Raw genomic sequence first — 18,667 nt, forward strand, 5'->3', positions numbered from 1 at the left:
CCTTCAGTACGGGAGGTAGTAGCTGAGTACATCGGCGGTGAGAGGCGGGAAAAGCGCCCGGAACAGCTCTTCGTCCGCGGAGTAGACGTCGGGGCGGATCCGGTTCAGCCCCTCGATCCCGTGCGGGCCGAACAGCAGGGCGGGCAGATGGTCGGGCGCCACCCCTGCGCCTCCCACCGCTCCCGGCGACTGTATCGCCCCACCGGTGACGACCTCACCGAGCCCGTTGGCGCGAACCGGAATCCGGTGGTGCGCGCCGAAGGTGGAGATGACGATGTCCTGACCGGTGCGGTCGATCCCGGCCGCGGTGAGGCGCTGCCAGAACAGCGGGCGCAGCTTGTCGACCAGCGCTGCGACATCCGGGATGCGGATGTAGTACTGCTCGGCACTCCGGCGCGGTTCGTGTTCGACGAACTCCTGCCACGCGTCGCCGGTCACGGTGCCTGCCCGATGGACGACCCGGATCCGGTCGCCGGGTGCCTGAGCGGCAATGCCGTTCAAGAGGCCCCGTGCCGCCGCCTCGTCGCGCGCCGCCGCCTCCGCCAGGAGCAGCTCCTCGTCGTCGGCCGTGGTGCGCGCGGTGGCGATGACCGTGTCGGCTTGCTCGAGAACCCACAGGTTGCTCGACTCGTGGTCCAGGAGCCATCGCCAGCACGCCGTCGAGTGCGGCATGGTCACATCGAACCCGCTCTGGGCCGAGGCTTGCAGGGCAGCCATGGCGGGGATGTCGGAAGGCCGGGCGGGACGGAGCACGGCCGTTCCGTCGGCGGGCGGCAAGGCGTTCACGTCGAGCGTCTGCGGTATGTCGATGGCGTACTCGTAGCCGAACAGCCGGTAGAAGTACGGGATTCCGATCATTGCCTGGACGAGGTGGCCCCGGGCGGCGGAACGCTCGTGCGCCCAGTGCATGAGGGCTCTTACCAGCCCGCGTCCCTCGTATTCCTTCTCGGTGGCGACCAGTTCCACCTGACCGGCGGGCAGGCGGACTCCTCCGATGCGCACCTCCTCGTCGAGGAGCGTCGCGGTGGACACGACCCGATCGCCGTCGACCACCACGGCACAGGCGGACAGGCCCGCATCGGGGTCGGTGACGACCAGCCGGTGGTCGATGGCGTCGTCCGGCTCGCCGCGCTCGGACAGGAGCGCGGCGATCTGGTCGAGATCTGCGGGCGTCGCCTGCCGCAGGGTGAGGCCGTCGGCCGGCGAAACGGCTCCGGAATTGTTTCTGATCTTGGTCACAGCCAGACTGTGGCATCGCCCGGCCATCCCGGCCAACAGAGTTTTTCGCAGTCGTCGCCGGGGCCGACGGTCTCGTACCCGGACCAGGGCACTGTTGGCCGTCAAGCGGTCTGGCAGGGTGTGCCCCATGGAGTCGTCGAGAGTGGTAGAGGCACTGTGGGACCGGATCCAGGCGCGGGACTGGAATGGCGTTGCCGGGCTGGTCGCGGAGGATGCCGTCGTCGAGTGGCCGGTCAGCGGTGAACGCATCGTAGGCAGGGAGAACTACGTTGCGGTGAATCGTGAGTATCCGGAGGGCTGGGCCATCCGGGTGCTGCGGATTGTCGCCGAAGGCGACGAGGTCGTCTCCGAGGTCGAGGTTCCGCACGAAGGCATCGGGGTGTTCCGTGCGGCGTCGTTCTGGACCGTCCACGACGGACGGATCGTCCGTGGGAGGGAGTACTGGACTGCCCCTGGCGCCGACCCGCGCCCGCAGTGGCGGGTTCCTTTCGTGGAACCCATGTAGGACGAGACAGCCGGCCGGCCCTGCGTCGAGCGGCAGCGCCTGCCGACGCCATGACGTGACGTGACCCTGAGCTCGTGGAGCCCGCTCCTCCGGTCAGCCGGCGACGGCCTCGATCAGGAAATACGGTGCGGCGCCGGCGAGCGGGGTGACCGACGTGACGCGCAGGGCCGCCCCGCGGCACACCTCCTCGAAGTCCGCGCGGGTGCGTTCCCTGCCGCCGACGTTCACCATCATGTTGAGGTCGCTCAGGTAGCTGCCCTCGTCCTGCGCGCCCACGACCTCGGGAAGGACCGGCTCCACGATCAGGACCACACCACCAGGCGGCAGCACCTGGCGGCAGTGGCGCAGGATCGTGACTGCCCGGGCGTCCGTCCAGTCGTGCAGGATGCTCTTCAGGAGGTACACGTCCGAACCTCGCGGGACCGACCGGAAGAAGTCCCCCGCGATGAGGGAGCAGCGGTCCTCCAGCGCGTGCCGCGCCAGTGTCTTCGCAGCCTCTGCGAGGCCGTCGCCGGTATCGAAGACCACACCGGCGAGACCTGGGTGCGCTTCGAGGACGGCGGCCAGGAGGGTGCCGTTGCCTCCGCCGACGTCCGTGACCGAGGCGAACCGGCTGAAGTCGAAGGCTCGGGGCAGGACGGCGGCTGTCTCGGTGGTGACCTGGCTCATGGCCGTATTGAAGTCCGTGGAGAGTTCGGGGTGCCGGGCGAGATGGCTGAAGAAGTCCGTGCCGAAGACGGAATCGAACGCGGTCTCTCCCGTACGCACACTGCTCTCCAGGTGCTCCCAGGCGCGCACGATCGCCGGATCGGTGAACATGCGGACGAACGACGCGAGGGAGTCGGGGTGGCCGGGGCCGAGGAGCGCACCCGCCGGGGTCACCGAGAACGTGTCGGGGGCGTCCTGCGCGAGCAGACCGAGGGCGGTCAGGGCACGCAGCAGGCGTGTCATGGGCTGGTGCGCGGTTCCGGCTCCGACGGCTACCTCGGCAGCTGTGCGCGGTCCGTCGCCGATCAGTTCCACGACGTCCAAGCGGACGGCCGCGCGCAGGGTGTGCGCGGCCATGCTGCCGAACGCGAGCCGGACGACGAGCTCCCGGCCTTCCGCCGTCTGTGCTGCTCGGACATCGATGTTCGTCACGGGCCTTGCTTCCTTCCTTCGGGTCGGCCGGTCAACGACCGGCCTGGACACGGACATTCAGGGCTGGGTGGACGCGCTCAGGCCGGCCAGTGCACCGGGGCGTGCACCCCGGCGAGGGCCTGGATGTCGCGGTGGAGATGGGGCTGGTCGGCATATCCGCACGCCACGGCGACGTCGCCGACGCGCTCACCGGCGAGGAGTGCCCGGGCGGCGTGGTCGAAGCGGACCAGCATCGCGGCGCGCTTGGGGGTCAGGCCGACCTGGGCGCTGAACCTGGCCCAGAGCCGCTTGCGGCTCCATCCGCAGGAGGCGGCAAGGTCACCGACCCGTACTCGGCCGCGGCCGGCCACGATGGCGTCCCAGGAGGCGGCGACCTCGGCCGCCATGGGCGGGGCTCCGGCGGCCCTCCGTCTGAGGAATCCGTCCGTGATTTCGAGGCGTTCCTCCCAGGACGCGGTGTCGGCCAACTGCTCGCGCAGCAGCCGGGCGTGCCGCCCCCAGAGGTCCTCGAGTCCGGTGATGGAGCCGTCCAGTTCGAGTGGGGACACGCCCAGCAGGGCGTAGGCGGCCCGGGGTGACAGCGCCACCTCGACGCATTCGACGCCCTCGCCGCGGATGCGGGCCGGACGTGGCGACAGGGAGGCGACAAGACCTCCCAGTGGCCGCTGCCCGGAAGCGCACTCCACCGTGACCGGGCCGACTCCGAGCCCGATGACGACGATCACGGCGGGCTGCGGCAGCACCCGCATGTCCAGCCTGCCGCCCGTACGGTCCCGGAACCCGGCCATCCGTACGCCGTCGAGCGAGGCTCCGCCCAGGGGGCGGGCGACCTCCCAGCGGTTGTGAGCAGTGCGCTCCGGGGGCACGTCCCCCGCGTCGTATCCGGGCATGCCTCCAGGGTCGCTGGAGTCGCGGGCCCTTGTCTTGGACGAAAATTCCCTCTCCCCCACGCTCCCCACGCTGTTTCTCTATGCCGTCCGTGTCGTCCGTGTCGTCCCTCTGGAGAGCCACGTACTGCTATGGCTCTCCAGAGGGACGCCGGCCAAGGGGGTTGCTCCATAGGCTCGGTACGGATGAACAGTGAAGTACTGGCGGTATCAGATAATGAACACGTGTCCGAGACGACCGCCGCAATGGCAACCCGCCCCGGCCTTCGCACCCTGCGGGCTGATCTCCTCTCCCTCCGGGGCCGCCCCATGCCGCCGCTGGCCTGGCCTCGCTGGCTGCGCTGGCTGCCCCACGGCCTCGTGTGCTTCGCCGCCGCCCTGACGGCGACCGCGTCGGCGGGCACGGCCGCCCCGGTCGCGGCCATCGGGCACGCGGCGATGCTGGTCGTGGCGCTGCGCCGGCCGTCGTCCGCCTGGTGGCTGTCGTTGGCCCTCGTCACCGGCATCACGCTGAAGTACCCACCCACCCACGACACCCAGGTCTACGTGTGGATGGTGCACGCCGGGGTCCTCTTCCTCCTCGCTCTGCGGGTGCGTTTGTCCTCGGCGATCACCGCGGCCGTACTCAGCACCCTGCTGACCGTTGCGCTGAAGCTGTCCGGCTCTGCCGTCGGGTCCTGGCAGATGATCACCGGAGCCCTCACGCTGTTCGCTCTGGCCCTGCTCATCGGAGCCGTGGCGCGCGGCCGCCGCGAGGACCATGCGCGCCTCACCGAGCAGATCGCCGCCACGGCCCGGGAACGGGCTCTGCGCACTGTCCTGGAAGAGCGCACCCGGATCGCCCGCGAGTTGCACGACGTCGTGGCCCATCACCTGTCACTCATCTCCATCCAAGCCGATGCCGCGCCCTATCGGGTGCAGGACCCGCCGGCGGAGCTGGTCACCGAGCTGGCCTCGATCCGCGCCAACGCACTTGAGGGACTAGGCGAGTTGCGCCAGCTGCTCGGCCTCCTGCGGTCGAACGGTCCCGGCGACAGCACCACCGGCACGAGCCCGCAGCCCTCGCTGGCGCAGCTCGACGCGCTGCTCGTGAGCGTGCGAGCCGCCGGCCTCCGTACCACCGCCCGGATCGAGGGCACCGCCCGTCATCTGCCCCCGGGCGTGGAGCTGTCCGCGTACCGCATCATCCAGGAGGCCCTCAGCAACGTTCTGCGCCATGCCCCCGGCGCCGAGACGAGCGTCGGACTCGTCTACGCACGCGATGCGCTGTGTCTGAGGGTCGTCAACGGGCCCGCCGCACTCCCCGCCGCCCCCTCACCCGGTGCCGGGCACGGTGTCATCGGCATGCGGGAGCGCGTCGCCCTGCTCGGCGGCGAACTCGCCGTTGGCCCGACCCCCGAGGGCGGCTACGAGGTGAACGCGGCCCTGCCGACCTGCCCCGGGTCCGCGCCTACGCCTACGCCCGAGCCAGCAGCCCCTGTCGCCACCGCCGGCACGGAGGCCTACGCATGACCATCCGCGTACTTGTCGCCGACGACCAGGCCATGGTCCGGGATGCCTTCGCCGTCCTGCTCGGTGCCCAGCCCGACATCGAGGTCGTCGCCACGGCCGAGAACGGCACGCAGGCCGTTGCCCTGGCCGAGGAGCTGGCGCCCGACGTGATCGTGATGGACATCCGGATGCCCGGCCTGGACGGCATCGAGGCCACCCGTCAGGTCACGTCCGTCCCCGGGACCTCGACGAGGATCCTGATCCTGACCACCTTCAACCTCGACGAGTACGTATACGAGGCCTTGCGTGCCGGGGCCTCCGGCTTCCTCCTCAAGGACGCCTCCGGCATCGAGCTCGCAGAGGCCGTACGGGTGGTGGCGCGGGGCGAAGCGCTGCTCGCGCCCGACATCACGATGCGGCTGATCGCAGAGTTCTCCCGGGTGAGTCCGAGCGCCAAGCAGCCGACGGGCGTGCGCATCGAGGCCCTCACCGACCGCGAGACCGAAGTTCTCGCGCAGGTGGCACAGGGCATGTCCAACGCGGAGATCGCCCAGGTGCTGGTCGTCGCCGAGGAGACGGTCAAGACCCACGTGGGCCGCATCCTGCGCAAACTGCAGCTGCGCGACCGCACCCAGGCCGCCGTCTTCGCCTACGAAACCGGCCTGGTCGTCCCCGGCAACGTCACCCGCTGGGCACCCTCGCCCGGAACCGCCACCTGAACCGCCTGCCGCTGCCTCCACAACGCGAGATCCAGGCGTGGGCAGTCAGCGGCTTCACCCGGTCAGGAGCCGTCGGCAAGAGGCGCGTAGCCGACTCGGACGGTTCCGGTCGCTCCTCGGAGGTCGGCGTAGCCCTGGAGGGCTACGCCGCAGGTTGGCTCCTCCGGGGGACGCGGGTCACCGACGCTGAAAGCGAACCTTGTGGAGCCCGTTCGGAGGCACCGTCCTTCCGCGCCCCACACCTCCAAGGAAGCCACCATGTCCGTAGCCCCATACCCGGCACCTGCCTCCCAGGCCTCGCCCCCCGGCAAGATCAAGAGGTCCCTGCGCGTCGTTCTCGCTTCGATCGCCTCGGTCCTGGCCTTCCTCACCGCTGCGATCATGTTGGGCGCGTACTTCCCGGCCATCCCCAAGGCCGGCGTCATCGGCCCGGTCATCGGCGGACAGTACCCGCTGCACATGGCGCTCCTCGGCATCGTCGGCACCGCTCTGGGAGCCCTGGCCCGGCGTAGCGGCTTGCTCCGCTGGGGGCGCGTCCTCACCGCGGTGACCGCACTGTCGACCGCCGCCGCTGTCGGCATCGGGGGCATCCAATTCATTGCCGCGCGCGACGCCGATACGAAGGTCTCCTTCGGTCAGGTCTTCGGCCGGCTCGCCTCCCCCGCCGATGCCGCACCGGACACGACCCGGATCTATGCCACCCGTGACGGCGAGGCGCTCGAAGCGGACGTGTACCTGGCCAAGGGCGGCCAGGGCAGAAACAGGGTGCCGGCCATCGTGCTCGCCCATGCCGGAGGCTTCCACACCTTCGACAAGAGCGACCTGCGGGGCACCGGTCGTTGGCTGGCGGACCACGGTGTGGCCGTCATAGCCGTCGACTACCGCCTGGCCACCCCCGACCGTCCCACGTGGAACAAGGCCCCACAGGACCTCATGACCGCCCTGGGTTGGGCGCAGGACCATGCCGCCGAGTACGGCATCGACTCCTCCCGTATCTCGCTGGGCGGCATGTCGGCCGGCGGCACGCTCGCCATGAACACGGCCTACCGACTCCAGAACGGCACCATACGGGCCACTGACGGCCCCACTCCCAAGCCCCCGTTCTCCGTCGTCGGCTTCTACCCGGGCACCGACGTCAACGAGATGTGGCAGAAGGACGTCGCCGGCACCCGTGAGGCCGCAGAGCTCTTCACCGGCGGCACACCTGCCCGCTACCCCGAGCGCTACCGCGAGGTCTCCCCGACCGCCGACATCAAAGAAGGCCTGCAGCGCACCCTGCTCGTCGTGGGAGACCGCGACCGCAGTGCCCGCCCCGACGCCATCAAGGACTTCGGCGCCTCACTCCGGGCCAAGAACGTGGACACGACGGTGAAGGAACTTCCCTTCGCCGAACACGCCTTCGACGACGCCTACAGCAGTCTCACTTCCCAGACCAGCCGCCAGATCCTCCTCGACTTCCTCGACAAGAACACGTGACCGCAGCCATCCGGCCCTGCTGCGCTCGTCCGACACTGTGCCCGGGTTCAGGCCAGACGGGAGCCCAGGCGCAAGCGCATCTCCCCGGCGGCACGGCGGACCTCCTCGGGCTGCGCGTCGTCGTCGAGCAGCCCGAGGAGCACCATCAAAGCCCTCGCCTCGTCCCCGCTGATCAGTTTCAGGCGCGGCTCGGTAACGCCGTCCAGGAGCACGTCCAACATCTCGTCCATGCAGGCAACAACGCCTGGCCGACGGTCGGGGTCACCGGGTCGCCCCGGTGAACGTGGAGCCCCGGATGAGGACGCCACGCCGAGGGCGGCTCCGGTGCACGAAAGCCATCGCCTCCACACCGAAGAACTCAACCACGTGGTGTGAGCCCGCAAACGGGTTCGCGCCGCGTCGTCCTGGTCGGGTGGCCGCTACGGCAGCTTCAGCCAGGGGCTCTTGTTGGCCATGGTGGCGGTGTGGCTGCTGGTCCAGAAGATGGTCGTGTAGTTCCCGTAGGCCCGCCCGTCCCGGCCGGTGAAGTCGGGTGAGGTGAGGTGCAGGTTCGTGACGGCCCCCGCAGGACAGTCGTAGATCTTCTGCGACATGATCCTCGAGCCGCCGGTCTCCAGTGTCTGGAGCATGATCTTGCAGGCGGGGTGCCCCGCGCGCAGGGTGACGTAGGCGTCGGGCCGGCCGACGCCCGCCCTCGGAGCGCTGATGCAGGACTTCCAGTCGACGTAGCTGGAGCCGAAGCCCTCCGAGTACTCCCAGCAGCCGCCACCGCTCGCCGCGCTCGCGGCGGGAGCGAGGACCAGTGACGAAGCGAGGATTCCGGCCGCGCCCAGGAGTCCTGCGGCGGCCCGAGTGATCTTTAACATGCTCATTCCCCATGCTGTAGCCGTCGGATGACGGATGATCAGAACCGAAATCAGGGGCCGCCCAGCAGGCTGTCCACCAGCCGGGCTGTGTTCGGAGGCGGATCAGAGGAAGCGACACCACGACCGGCCTCGTCCGCGACCATGCCACCCTTGGCGGGCCGACGCGCTCGCCGACGTCTCCTGCCCGGCCCGCACCTGTCACTTCGGCGTCGCCTCCCGCGGGGACCCGCCGACTGATCCGTGCCGGCCCGCGGCCGACGCTGCGGCCGCTGTGGCAGCAGCGAGCAGCAACATCCACGTCGACAGGGTGAACGCACGTGAGCGCGGCCGACCGGGGAGGAAGCCGGGGCCGCGCTCACGTCTCACACGGGGAAACGGCAAGGCTCCCCGGCGTCCTGCTGGGACTGGATCAGGCGTTGACGCAGGTGTTGCCGAAGGCCGGGTTGAGCAGCGCGATGATGTTGACGGTGTTGCCGCAGACGTTGACCGGAACGTGGACCGGGACCTGGATGGCGTTCCCGGAGGCGACACCCGGCGAGCCGATGGCCGCGCCCTGGGCACCGGCGTCGGCGGAGGCCATGCCCGCCGCGCCGAGGAGGATGGCTCCGGTCGCGGTGATGACGGCCGTGGTCTTCTTCACTGGGTACTCCTTCAGGATGTACGTCGAAACGGTGAACGAAAGCGGGCGTCGGGCGTGGGCCGGGCAGACCGGCCCACGCCGGGCGCTTGTCCCCTCCAACACCTCCACCGGGCGCAGGGACACGCTGATCGACCCATTCGGGTGCCGCCCGTACGCCGGGGCTGCGCAGACCCGGCCCGAAAGCCTGCTCCCCGGCGCCCCACCCGACGGGATGAGGAAGTCGCCCGCGGCGGCGTCGTCTCCGACCCCGGCTGGGGGGCCGCACACCCCGAGCCCTGGGGAGGGGGTACCCGGGCTCGGGGTGTGGGGCCTGCATGTGTCCGTCTACTTGAAAGTGACGTCCGAGCAGGAGTAGAAGGCCTCCTCGCTCTGGAAGGAGCCGTCGGGCCGCTTCAGCCCGTGCCAGATCGTGTAGATCAAGTGCTTGCCCTTCTTCTCGGGGAGCACCGTCTTGAACGTGAACGCCTTCGCGCCGAGGAAGCCCGAGGGTGCCGTCGTGGCCGCGGTGTTGTCGGCGCTGAGGAAGGGGGTGTCCTCCAGGTCGGACCACTTCAGCGGCTTCTTCGGGTCGTAGCCGTCCTTGGTGACGTACATCTCCATGCGGTACGGGTTGTGCAGCGCGCTGATGTCGTAGCGGATGTCGTACTCGGCGCCGCCCGGCAGTGTCGTCGAGGGGAAGTCGTCCCGCGCCAGGTCCAGGCCGGAGAACTGCGCGTTGCCGGCGCTGCAGAGCTTGCCGTCGGGTATGCGGGCGCGGTGCTGCGGGGAGGAGGTCGGGGTGCTGTGGTCGATGGCGCGGCCCTGGACGATCGACTTCCAGTCGCCGGGGATGCCGGGGCTCTGGGCGAGGGCCAGCCGGCAGGCCTCGCTCGCCTTCGGGTTCTTGGTGCAGGCCACGCTGCGGCTCACCGGGTCGGCGGTGGATCCGTGTGCGGAGGCGGGCGCGGAGCCGAGGGTGGTCACGGCGAGGGGGAGGGCCACGAGCGCGGTGAGGCGCAGCAGGGCGGTGCGGCGGGCCGGGGGCCGTGCCGGGGCCGGGGCCGGGGCCGGGGAAGTCGTGGCGGCGGGGCGGGTCGTACTCATGAGGGGATGCTCCTGGTCATGGGGTCGGTCTTGCGCGCGGGCGGCAGGGCGGGCGGTCAGCCGCCCGTCTTGACGGTCAGCTCGCGGGAGAAGGCCCCCCACGTGCCGTCGCCGAGCCGTGCCCGGATCTTCACGGTGTACGTCGTGCCGGGGTGGGAGCCGACGAGTACCTCGCGCGACCCCTTCGTCGTCGGGATCGGCAGCACCGGGTCTCCGGTGCCCCACATGAAGGTCTGGGCGGGCTTGCCGTTCAGGTAGACCTGGTAGGTGGTGATCTGGCCGACGCCCTGCGGGACGGACCAGGCGAGGTTCAGGTAGTGCTGGGTGACACCGCCGTCCTGCTTGGTGGCGGTGGTGGCGGCGAAGTCGCCGGGAGCCGCCTTGCCGCCGTTGCCGTCGGGGGCCGCGGTGGTCGTGACCTGTGCCTCGCGGGTCGGGTCGGACTCCTTGCCGGAGGCGTCGACAGCGGTGACCTTGAAGCGGTAGGCGGTGCTCGCCGTCAGGCCGGGGACGGTGGCCGAGGTGGCCTTGGCGTCCGCCTCCTGGACCTTGGCGCCGTTGCGGTAGATCCGGTAGCCGGTGACGGCGACGTCGTCGGTCGCCGCGCGCCAGCGCAGCAAGGCCTGGTACGGGCCGGAGGCCGTCGCCTCCAGGTCCGCGGGGATGACCGGCTTCGCCTTGTCCTGGCCGGGCGCGGCGAGGGTGCTGAGCACGATGTCCTTGCTGAAGCCGGTGGTACGGCCGTCGGCGCGGACGGCGCGGACCTTGAACGCGTAGCGGGTGGCGGGGGCCAGCCGCTCGATGTCCGTCATCGTGTCCGTGACGGTCTTGACCTGCTTGCCGTCCTGGAAGACCTCGTAGCGCACGACCTCGGCGCCGCCGGTGGGCGGCTTCCACATCAGGTGGACGGCGGTGTGGTCCTTGACGAAGGAGCCGCCGTCGGCGGGGACGGCCGTGTTCGTGCCGGTGTCGCTCCCGTTGCCCGACGGGCCGTTCACACGGCATCCGGTGATCTTGGGTAGGCCCTTGCCGGCGGGGTTGATGCCGACCTTGACGGTCCGGTTGCCCTTGGCGGCCACGTCGGCGCGGTCGGCGATCGGCTTGATGGTGACGTGCTTGCCGGTCTGGCGGAGTTCGTACGCCCAGGGGTTGTCGAGGGTGACCTGCCCCTGCGACACGTCGAACTCGGCGGTCCAGTCCCGTACGGGCCGGTCCCCCTTGTTGGCCAGGGAGACCTCGCCGGACGCCCACCACACGGTGGCCTGGTCCGCGACGCGGCAGGCGGCGCGGAAGCCGTCCTCTTCCTCTCCCGCATTGGCGGCCACGGGGATGACGACGGAGCCGACCCCTACGACCAGGGCCGCACAGGCCAGGGCAATTCGCTTTCGGGACATCAGAAACCTCTTGGTAAAGCCGATCCGCCGGTGCAGCGGCAGCATCGAAAAGTGCCTCGGTCAACACCCTTGACCCTAAGCGTGGTTATCGGTTCGAAAGCCCCTCCGAGGGGCTGCGAGCTCGCTGTTATCCGTCCCTTAAGGTCCGGATAGGACGCCCTTGATCCCCTGCCCGCGCGTTTCGACCGAGCGAACACTGAAGATCACGCTCTGTTCCCGACGCCGTCGTCGATGCCGTTCCCGTCGACGTTCTTGTCCCTTTCCCGCCGACCGGCCGGCCGACCGGTGACAGACCGGTATTCGCTCCTTCTCCCTGGCGGAATCGCGCCCCTGACGCTCGGAAAGACAAAGCATCTTCCGCCTAGCGGCGTCTTGCGTTCGCAGGGGCGTAACTGTGCGGTGTTTGCCTACCGGGCAAGTCCAGTCCTGACCAGAAAGGCTATGGAACGATGACTCTTCGAAGGTCCTCCGCCGTGCTCGGTGCGCTGGCCGTGGTCGCCGTGCCGACCGTGCTGCTGAGCGCCGCGCCCGCCGCACAGGCGGCGTCGGCGCCCAGCTACCAGACGTGGCAGTCCGATGTGAGGGCGGCGGTGTCGCCCGCGATTCCCTGGCTGCGAGAGCGCCGCGAGGAGGGCGGGCAGGGGCTGTCGATAGTCCTGGACATCGACAACACCGCCCTGGAGACCTACTACCACCCCGGTCACGCCAACAATCCGGTGCTGGACGTGGCCCGGTGGGCCGATGCGCACGGCATGAACGTCCTGTTCGTCACGGCTCGTACGTCCTCGTCCTCCGCCAACGCGCAGCTGAGGGCGGCGGGCTACCCGGTGGACGGTATCTGCACCCGCAAGCACGGGGAGAGCCTCGGCAAGGGCAAGGCACGCTGCCGGCAGGACCTCACCAGGGACGGCTACACCATCACCGCCAACATCGGTAACCGGTCCACCGACTTCGAGGGCGGCTACTACGAGAAGCGCTTCAAGCTGCCGAGCTACGGCGACCTGCTCGACTGAACACTGTCCGGTCTGGACGGGTGAGCCTGGCCGGTGACCGAGGGCTCGTCGGGAAGCCGTAGCGCCGTCGGCCGCGCAGGCGGTGGCGGTGGCGGTGGCGGTGGCGGTACAGCGCACCGTCGATGCCCTCGGCCCGGGCAGCCCCCCGCGGCTGGGGCATCGCCTCCCCGCGCAGAGGGAGCCACCGAGGTCCTCTCGGGTTTCCCGCGCGCCCTCCACGCATGGAGCCCGAGGTCATCGTGTTGGTCTGTCTTGCCGGGCCGCCACTGCCGGAGGTCGAGGAACAGACGGGCATGGCGGCCTCTGCTGTGTCCCTTGTGGGCTGGGGACTCGCTGCGCGAGCTGCTCCTGCCGACGACGACCGAAACGGTGTCCGCTCCTGCTGACGCGTGGCAACGGGGAGGGCGGCCAACTGTTCCCTGCCGCGCGTTGGGGCTGCTGCCCGCCCGGGCGCCGCCTCGGTCGCAGCCGAAGGCCGGCGATGACGACGAGAGTGCTTGCTCGCCGGAACCGTCCTGCCACTACGCCGGAAATGGACATGCCTTCGGATTCCGCTGCCGCGCGATGAAGCCATGCCGGACCCATCCTGCGCCACGGGCGCCCCGCAGCAGCGGATGGCCGGACAGCTCGGGCGACTCGGAGTGCCGTCTCGTGCGGGAGACGGCGAAGCTGCGGATCCCGGCTCGGGCTCCGACCCGGCTCCGGCCCCGGCCGACGTCGTCATGGTTCGCTCATCGAACGCCCGCAGCGCGCCTTCGGCGGCGGGGGCGGCGGTCTGTACGAGGGCACCTGACTGTCGGACGAGGTCCAGGAGGCGCGATGCGGCCACCCGGCCGGAGCCGGGTTCGGCAGAGCGTGCGGGAGCAGCCTTCGTGGCCCTTACGAGGGGCGGGCGCGGCACCGGAGAGTAAAGTGATGGCCATAGCTTGTTTACTATGTCCTCCCGTTCAGCGCGAACAAGGGCGGACACCACCATGCGCGTACTCCTGGTCGAGGACGAACCCGACCTCCGCGAGGTCGTGGCGGCCGGCCTCAAGGCCGCCGGCTACGCGGTCGACGGCGCCCACGACTGGGCGGAAGCGGACTTCCTGCTCGACCTGAACGCCTACGACTGCGTCGTCCTGGACCGGATGCTGCCCTCCGGGGACACCCTCCCCGCCCTGGAACACAAGCGCCGCTCCGGTTGGGCGACCCCGGTGCTCTGCCTCACCGCCCTGCACACCCTCTCCGACCGGGTCGCCGGTTTCCGCTCCGGCGCCGACGACTACCTCCCCAAGCCCTTCGCCATGGAGGAGCTCGTGATGCGGGTCGGCAGCCTGGCCCGGCGCGCCGGGGACCGGCTCCCCGTCCACCTCCGCCACGCCGACCTGGAGCTGGACGCGGCCCGCCGCGAGGTCCGGCGGGACGGGATCCTGCTCACCCTGACCCACAAGGAGTACGCCGTCCTGCGGCACCTGCTCGTCCACCGGGAGACAGTGGTCACCCGCGCCGCGCTGGTCGAGCACTGCTGGGACGAGATGGCCGACCCCGTCTCGAACGTCGTCGACGCCGTCATGGCCGGCCTGCGGCGCAAGCTCGGCCCGCCGCCGCTGATCCGTACCGTCCGTGGCCACGGCTTCCTGCTCGGCGGCGAGGGCGAGGGCGAGGGCAGCGACGGCAGCTACGGCACCGCGCCCGGCCGCCCCGGCGGCCGCCGGGCCAAGCGGTGACCGGTGCCGCGCGGGAGCCGAAGGCGGCACGCGGGCGAGCCGGCCGCCGCCTGCGGTCGCCGGCCCGCAGACGGCTGCGCCGGCTCCAGCTCAGGCTGACCCTCGCCTACACCCTCATCACCCTGGCCGGCGTCAGCGCGCTGTCCTGGATGGTGATCCGCACCGACGAGCGCTCCTGGCGCGCCGCCGCGTACGACGAGATGGACCAGCGCGCCGCCGTCAGCACCTCATTGATCTACTACACGGACCAGGGTCTCCAGCTCGACGGCCTCTACGACGACGAAGCCACCCGCGGCAGCCCACGCGTACGGGTGCTGCACCTGGCACCCGGCGGCGCGCTGCGCCCGGTCTTCACCTCCCCGGGACCGCCCGACCCCACCGTGGCGCAGGAGCGGCTGACCGCGCTCGCCCGCGCAGCGATGGACCGCGACGACACCGTACGCGCCGAGGCGCCCGGTACCCGGGGCGCCGCCGCCTACCTGCTGGCCCGCCCCTTCCACCACGACGAGACGCAGGAGGTGCGCGGCGCCGTCGTGGTCGTCGGCGACCCGTCCCAGTGGATGGCCGAGCACCGCCGACTGGCCGCTTCCGTCCTCGTCGGAGCCGGGCTGCTCACCGCCCTGGCCGCCGTGACGGGCCATCTGCTGTCCGGGCGCAGCCTGCGCCCGGCCTGGCAGTCGCTGGAGGCGCAGGAGCGCATGCTCGCCGACGCCGCCCACGAGTTGCGGACCCCGGTGGCCGTCATGCGCAGCTCGGTCGACGTCGCGGGCACCGACCCGCGCGGCCTCGACCCGCACCTGCCGCGCATCCGCCGGGCCACCGAGCGCCTCACGGACGTCGTCGACAACATCCTCACCCGCGGCCGCCTCCAGGCCGCCGGACCTGACCTGCGGGCCGTCCGCCTGCGGCTGGACCAGCTGGTCGAGCAGGCCTGCGAGGATCTGGCGGCCGGCCCTCACGTGCTGACCACCTCGCTCGACGCGTCCGTCGTCACCGCGGACCCCGCACTCGTGCGCATCGCCGTCCGCAACCTTCTCGACAACGCGCTGCGCCACGGCCGCACCCCGTCCCCCGCACCCGCCGCCGCCCGGGCGGAGGTGCACGTCATGGTCCGCGGCTCGACCGTGGCCGTGGCCGACCGGGGTCCGGGCATCGCCGCCGCCGACCTGCCCGCCCTCACGGAACGCTTCCGCTCGCCGGGCGGCGGTACCGGCATCGGCCTGTCCCTGGTCAGTGAGATCGCCGCCGCGCACGGCGGCGATCTCACGGCGGACCTCCGCCCCGGGGGCGGCACCCTGGTCCGCCTCTCATTGGGTCCCGGAGACCGGGGCCCCGCCCACGCGGGCGGCCCGACACGGTTCTAGGTGCCGGACCGCACCTCATCGATTCCTCACGATTGCTCCCGCAGGATGCGAACACCCCATCGCACCCCGCACAGGAGCACGTGTGCCGAAGCACTCCCCCACCCCCTTCCTGCGGCGCAAGGCCACCCTGGCCGCGGCCGCCGCGGGCGTCGCCCTCGCCGCCGGAGCGGGCCTGACGCTCTCCCAGGCCTCCGCCGGCCAGGCCGCCTCCCCCCGCCTCCCCGCGGCGAACGTGGCCTTCGACTACCAGATCGGCGCCCCCTACACACCGCCGAAGGGCGCGGGCGCGGTCTCCCGCGACCGCTCCGCCCCGCCCGCCGCCGGGCTCTACAACGTCTGCTACATCAACGCCTTCCAGGCCCAGCCCGACGCCCTGGGCTGGTGGCAGAAGAACCACCCCGACCTCGTACTGCGCGACTCCTCCAAGCGCCCGGTCGTCGACGAGGACTGGGGCGAAGCCCTCCTCGACACCTCGACGGCCGACAAGCGCACACGGCTCGCCAAGATCGTCGGCGACTGGATCACCGGCTGTGCGCGCAGCGGCTACCAGGCCGTCGAACCGGACAACCTGGACTCCTTCTCCCGCTCCGGCGGCCGGCTGACGAAGGCGAACAACGCCGCCTTCGCCAAGCTGCTCGCCGACCGCGCCCACGCCTCGGGCCTGGCCATCGGCCAGAAGAACACCGCCGAGCTGCTCCCCGACCGGACGAAGATCGGTTTCGACTTCGCCGTCGCCGAGGAGTGCGGCCAGTACGACGAATGCGGCGACTTCGCCAAGGCCTACGCGAACCGCGTGTTCGTCATCGAGTACCAGAACTCCGGCTACAGCAAGGCCTGCGCCGCCTGGGGTGCCAGGCTCTCCGTCGTCCAGCGCGACCTGGACGTCACGGCCCCCGGCTCCAAGGCCTACCGTTTCCGCACCTGCTGACCCTCCGGGCCCGGCGTCTCCCGCCGCGTCGGCGGGAGACGCCACTGAGGCGTGCCGGGTCGCTGCCACCACCGCAGCCCTCACCGCCCGGCTCCGCACCTGGCCGGCCGGACGCGTCCTGGCCGTACGGACCCGGGCGCGCGGAGGCCGCCCGACCACCCGCGTTCCCGGTCTGCGGCCTTGCCGGGAGGACCGGGAACGCGGGGAGCCGGCCCCGGTCATCGCCCGCGCGAAGCAGTCGGCGCCGACAGCCCGTAGGCACTTGCCCGACCACCCCACCGGCCGCGGCGGCGTCCCCGCTCCCCTCCACGGGACGCCGCCGCACCCAGCAGCTGGAAGGGCGGTACTCGGCCGCCGCACGGGCGGCACGGCCGCGCCCTACGGCTCGGCGGTGCCGCCCTCACGGTCAATCCCGTAGATCCGCTCTTCAAGCCGGTCTCCGGCCCAGTCCAGGCCGACGCCCAGGTCGAACCAGCGGCGATCCCGGCGGACTTCGGCCGGCGCCAGGTTCACCGCCGCCCAGGAGAACACCCCCAGGAGGACGGAGCGCCCGTGCTGTGCCGTACGCACGGACAAGGCGAACGGGGCGGCGAGTGCCGCGCGGGTGACCAACATGATCTGTTCGTCCTCGGAACGCCGACGCCCACCCGTGAGGAAGCGGGGCGTTTCAAGGATCTTGACCCACTCGACCACTGCGTCTGCCACCTGGACGCGCAAGGACTCTTCGATGCCGTTCCGAACAGCGCCTGCGGGATCGTCGCCGAGCCAGCCGAGCCAGTGGTCGGGATCGGTGAGCTTGCTGAAGTCGTCCCGTGGCACCCCGTGGCCGGGATTCTTCTGGTACTCCCCTGTCAGTCTCCCGTTGCTGTCCACCGACCACGTGCCGCGGATCGCCTCGGGAGGCACGTAGCCGTTCGGGTCGTCGATGTACGTCGTGTCGATCTCGGCGATCCTGCCACCAGGATTCTCGGCGGCGGCAGCCCGTAACTCCGGCTCGTCCGGTATGCCCTTGCGTCGGCTCCGCAGGCCAAAACGCCGCATGCGCCCACCCCTCGCTGTCGCCCGCCCAGTTGACCGCGATTGTGCCGCACCGGTCAGAACCGCGGCAGGTGGGGCCGCGACCGAGAACGGCGAGCCGGAACCGCCCGCGCAGGCCCGGCGCGCCGAGCCGGCTGCGGTGGCCGCCCGAGCCCTGCCCTTGAGCGTGCTGTCGTCGCCGCGTGCGAGGCTGACCCACGATCTTGCCCATGAAGTCACCCCGGAGAGCAGATGTCGGCCGCGTTGGAGAAGCTGAAGGAGCTGCTGGGCGAGCCGGCCTGCTGGGGCTGGGTGCGGCCGCGTCTCTGGGAGGCCGCCGAGGAGCACCTCGGTCGCTCGCTCCCCGCCGACTACAAGGCGTTCCTGGACCTGTACGGTCCAGGCGCCTTCGACGGATTCCTCTGGATGGACCGCCCCGTGCACGGCACGGCGGACGAGCTGGAACGGCTCTGGCCCGGGTCGGGGGGCGAGCACGATCTGCACCTCACTGATCCCGGCCGCAACCCGTTCCCGTACCGTCACCGGCCGGTCGACCTGATCGAGTGGGGCGGGGAAGAAGGCGGCGCCGTCTACTACTTCCTTCCCGAAGAGCCTGACCCGGCCGACTGGCGCGTGGTCGTCGAGACGGAGGACGGCGAGTGGCACGAGGCTCCCGGCCCCGTCACGGAATTCCTGCTCGCCCTTGCCGAAGGCACCCATCCCCCTTCCTTCCTCGGCCGCTACCGCCCTGGCCCCGGAATCCGCTACCACCAGACCCTTGTCACCTGAACGAAGCAGAGCAACCGTATCCCCCGAGAGAACCGAGACCAAGCCGAGGACTGCGCACTACGACGAGCTCGTCCCACGCTCGAACCGGCCGAAACGGCCTCCGCTCCGGCTGCGACGCGGGGGCGGTCCGCCGTTCCCCGCCGCCTGCAGGGACCGGGTCGGTCGCGGGCACGGGTCCCCGCGTCTGTCCGCGCCGCCGGATCGTCCGTTTTCAGTACGGTGCCGGGTCACGCCGTGCAGCACGATCCGCTCCAACTCCGACCACTCCTGACCCCACTTCCGGCGCGCCGCACCGGCCTCCGCAGGATCGTGGCCCTGAAGACGAGGAGTTGACGCAGCAGGCTGCGGAAGTCGCTGTTTCCTGGATTCCTGGCGGGAGAGCTGACGCAGAAGCAGCTGAAGCACGC

General features: G+C 71.0%; 18 protein-coding genes. 9 read left to right on the top strand and 9 right to left on the bottom strand.

The window, feature by feature from the left end:
- Positions 1–3: 3 nt before the first annotated feature.
- Positions 4–1,266 (bottom strand): GNAT family N-acetyltransferase, encoded by a 1,263-nt coding sequence (locus tag ACXNSR_RS01545; protein ID WP_458640313.1) that lies wholly within the window; start codon positions 1,264–1,266, stop codon positions 4–6.
- A gap of 100 nt (positions 1,267–1,366) precedes the next feature.
- Here ACXNSR_RS01545 and ACXNSR_RS01550 point away from each other — a divergent pair, with 100 nt between their 5' ends.
- Complete coding sequence (locus tag ACXNSR_RS01550; protein ID WP_458640314.1) at positions 1,367–1,744, top strand: nuclear transport factor 2 family protein; 378 nt, start codon at positions 1,367–1,369, stop codon at positions 1,742–1,744.
- Positions 1,745–1,837: 93 nt separating this feature from the next.
- On the opposite strand, the gene ACXNSR_RS01555 is transcribed toward ACXNSR_RS01550, so the two are convergent.
- Positions 1,838–2,884, bottom strand: a complete 1,047-nt coding sequence (locus ACXNSR_RS01555; protein WP_458640315.1) for a methyltransferase — start codon at positions 2,882–2,884, stop codon at positions 1,838–1,840.
- Positions 2,885–2,961: 77 nt separating this feature from the next.
- Positions 2,962–3,774, bottom strand: a complete 813-nt coding sequence (locus ACXNSR_RS01560) for a helix-turn-helix domain-containing protein (RefSeq protein ID WP_458640316.1) — start codon at positions 3,772–3,774, stop codon at positions 2,962–2,964.
- Between the two features lie 222 nt (positions 3,775–3,996).
- On the opposite strand from ACXNSR_RS01560, the gene ACXNSR_RS01565 reads away from it, so the two are divergent.
- The 3 genes from ACXNSR_RS01565 to ACXNSR_RS01575 all read left to right on the top strand — a co-directional run bounded on the left by ACXNSR_RS01565 (position 3,997) and on the right by ACXNSR_RS01575 (position 7,457).
- Entirely contained in the window at positions 3,997–5,283 is a 1,287-nt protein-coding gene (locus tag ACXNSR_RS01565) for a sensor histidine kinase (RefSeq protein ID WP_458640317.1), read from the top strand.
- A complete protein-coding gene (locus ACXNSR_RS01570) occupies positions 5,280–5,981 on the top strand; it encodes a response regulator (RefSeq protein WP_458640318.1) in 702 nt (233 codons plus the stop codon). The genes ACXNSR_RS01565 and ACXNSR_RS01570 overlap by 4 nt, the downstream gene beginning before the upstream one ends.
- 258 nt (positions 5,982–6,239) lie before the next feature.
- Positions 6,240–7,457 (top strand): alpha/beta hydrolase, encoded by a 1,218-nt coding sequence (locus ACXNSR_RS01575; RefSeq protein ID WP_458640319.1) that lies wholly within the window; start codon positions 6,240–6,242, stop codon positions 7,455–7,457.
- Between the two features lie 47 nt (positions 7,458–7,504).
- Here the strand turns inward: ACXNSR_RS01575 and ACXNSR_RS01580 are convergent, their stop codons facing one another.
- The 5 genes from ACXNSR_RS01580 to ACXNSR_RS01600 form a co-directional block, all read right to left on the bottom strand.
- Entirely contained in the window at positions 7,505–7,687 is a 183-nt protein-coding gene (locus ACXNSR_RS01580; protein WP_458640320.1) for a hypothetical protein, read from the bottom strand.
- A gap of 189 nt (positions 7,688–7,876) precedes the next feature.
- On the bottom strand, positions 7,877–8,323 hold the full coding sequence (locus ACXNSR_RS01585; protein WP_458640321.1) for a hypothetical protein: 447 nt from the start codon (positions 8,321–8,323) through the stop codon (positions 7,877–7,879).
- Positions 8,324–8,732: 409 nt separating this feature from the next.
- Positions 8,733–8,903, bottom strand: coding sequence for a chaplin (locus ACXNSR_RS01590; protein ID WP_458643528.1), 171 nt, complete (start codon positions 8,901–8,903; stop codon positions 8,733–8,735).
- 384 nt (positions 8,904–9,287) lie between these two features.
- Positions 9,288–10,046 (bottom strand): lytic polysaccharide monooxygenase auxiliary activity family 9 protein, encoded by a 759-nt coding sequence (locus tag ACXNSR_RS01595; protein ID WP_458640322.1) that lies wholly within the window; start codon positions 10,044–10,046, stop codon positions 9,288–9,290.
- A gap of 56 nt (positions 10,047–10,102) precedes the next feature.
- A complete protein-coding gene (locus tag ACXNSR_RS01600; RefSeq protein WP_458640323.1) occupies positions 10,103–11,440 on the bottom strand; it encodes a fibronectin type III domain-containing protein in 1,338 nt (445 codons plus the stop codon).
- 449 nt (positions 11,441–11,889) lie between these two features.
- Here ACXNSR_RS01600 and ACXNSR_RS01605 point away from each other — a divergent pair, with 449 nt between their 5' ends.
- The 4 genes from ACXNSR_RS01605 to ACXNSR_RS01620 all read left to right on the top strand — a co-directional run bounded on the left by ACXNSR_RS01605 (position 11,890) and on the right by ACXNSR_RS01620 (position 16,454).
- Positions 11,890–12,453, top strand: coding sequence for an HAD family acid phosphatase (locus ACXNSR_RS01605; RefSeq protein ID WP_458640324.1), 564 nt, complete (start codon positions 11,890–11,892; stop codon positions 12,451–12,453).
- Between the two features lie 974 nt (positions 12,454–13,427).
- Positions 13,428–14,162: a response regulator transcription factor gene (locus ACXNSR_RS01610; protein ID WP_458643529.1), complete on the top strand. Its 735-nt coding sequence runs from the start codon at positions 13,428–13,430 to the stop codon at positions 14,160–14,162.
- Positions 14,159–15,526, top strand: coding sequence for a sensor histidine kinase (locus ACXNSR_RS01615; protein ID WP_458640325.1), 1,368 nt, complete (start codon positions 14,159–14,161; stop codon positions 15,524–15,526). The genes ACXNSR_RS01610 and ACXNSR_RS01615 overlap by 4 nt, the downstream gene beginning before the upstream one ends.
- A gap of 82 nt (positions 15,527–15,608) precedes the next feature.
- On the top strand, positions 15,609–16,454 hold the full coding sequence (locus tag ACXNSR_RS01620) for an endo alpha-1,4 polygalactosaminidase (protein WP_458640326.1): 846 nt from the start codon (positions 15,609–15,611) through the stop codon (positions 16,452–16,454).
- Positions 16,455–16,832: 378 nt separating this feature from the next.
- Here the strand turns inward: ACXNSR_RS01620 and ACXNSR_RS01625 are convergent, their stop codons facing one another.
- Positions 16,833–17,495, bottom strand: coding sequence for a hypothetical protein (locus tag ACXNSR_RS01625; RefSeq protein ID WP_458640327.1), 663 nt, complete (start codon positions 17,493–17,495; stop codon positions 16,833–16,835).
- Positions 17,496–17,723: 228 nt separating this feature from the next.
- Between ACXNSR_RS01625 and ACXNSR_RS01630 the strand changes: the two genes are divergently transcribed.
- Positions 17,724–18,260, top strand: a complete 537-nt coding sequence (locus ACXNSR_RS01630) for an SMI1/KNR4 family protein (RefSeq protein ID WP_458640328.1) — start codon at positions 17,724–17,726, stop codon at positions 18,258–18,260.
- Positions 18,261–18,667 lie beyond the last annotated feature (407 nt).

This window comes from Streptomyces sp. NC-S4 (assembly GCF_054353315.1).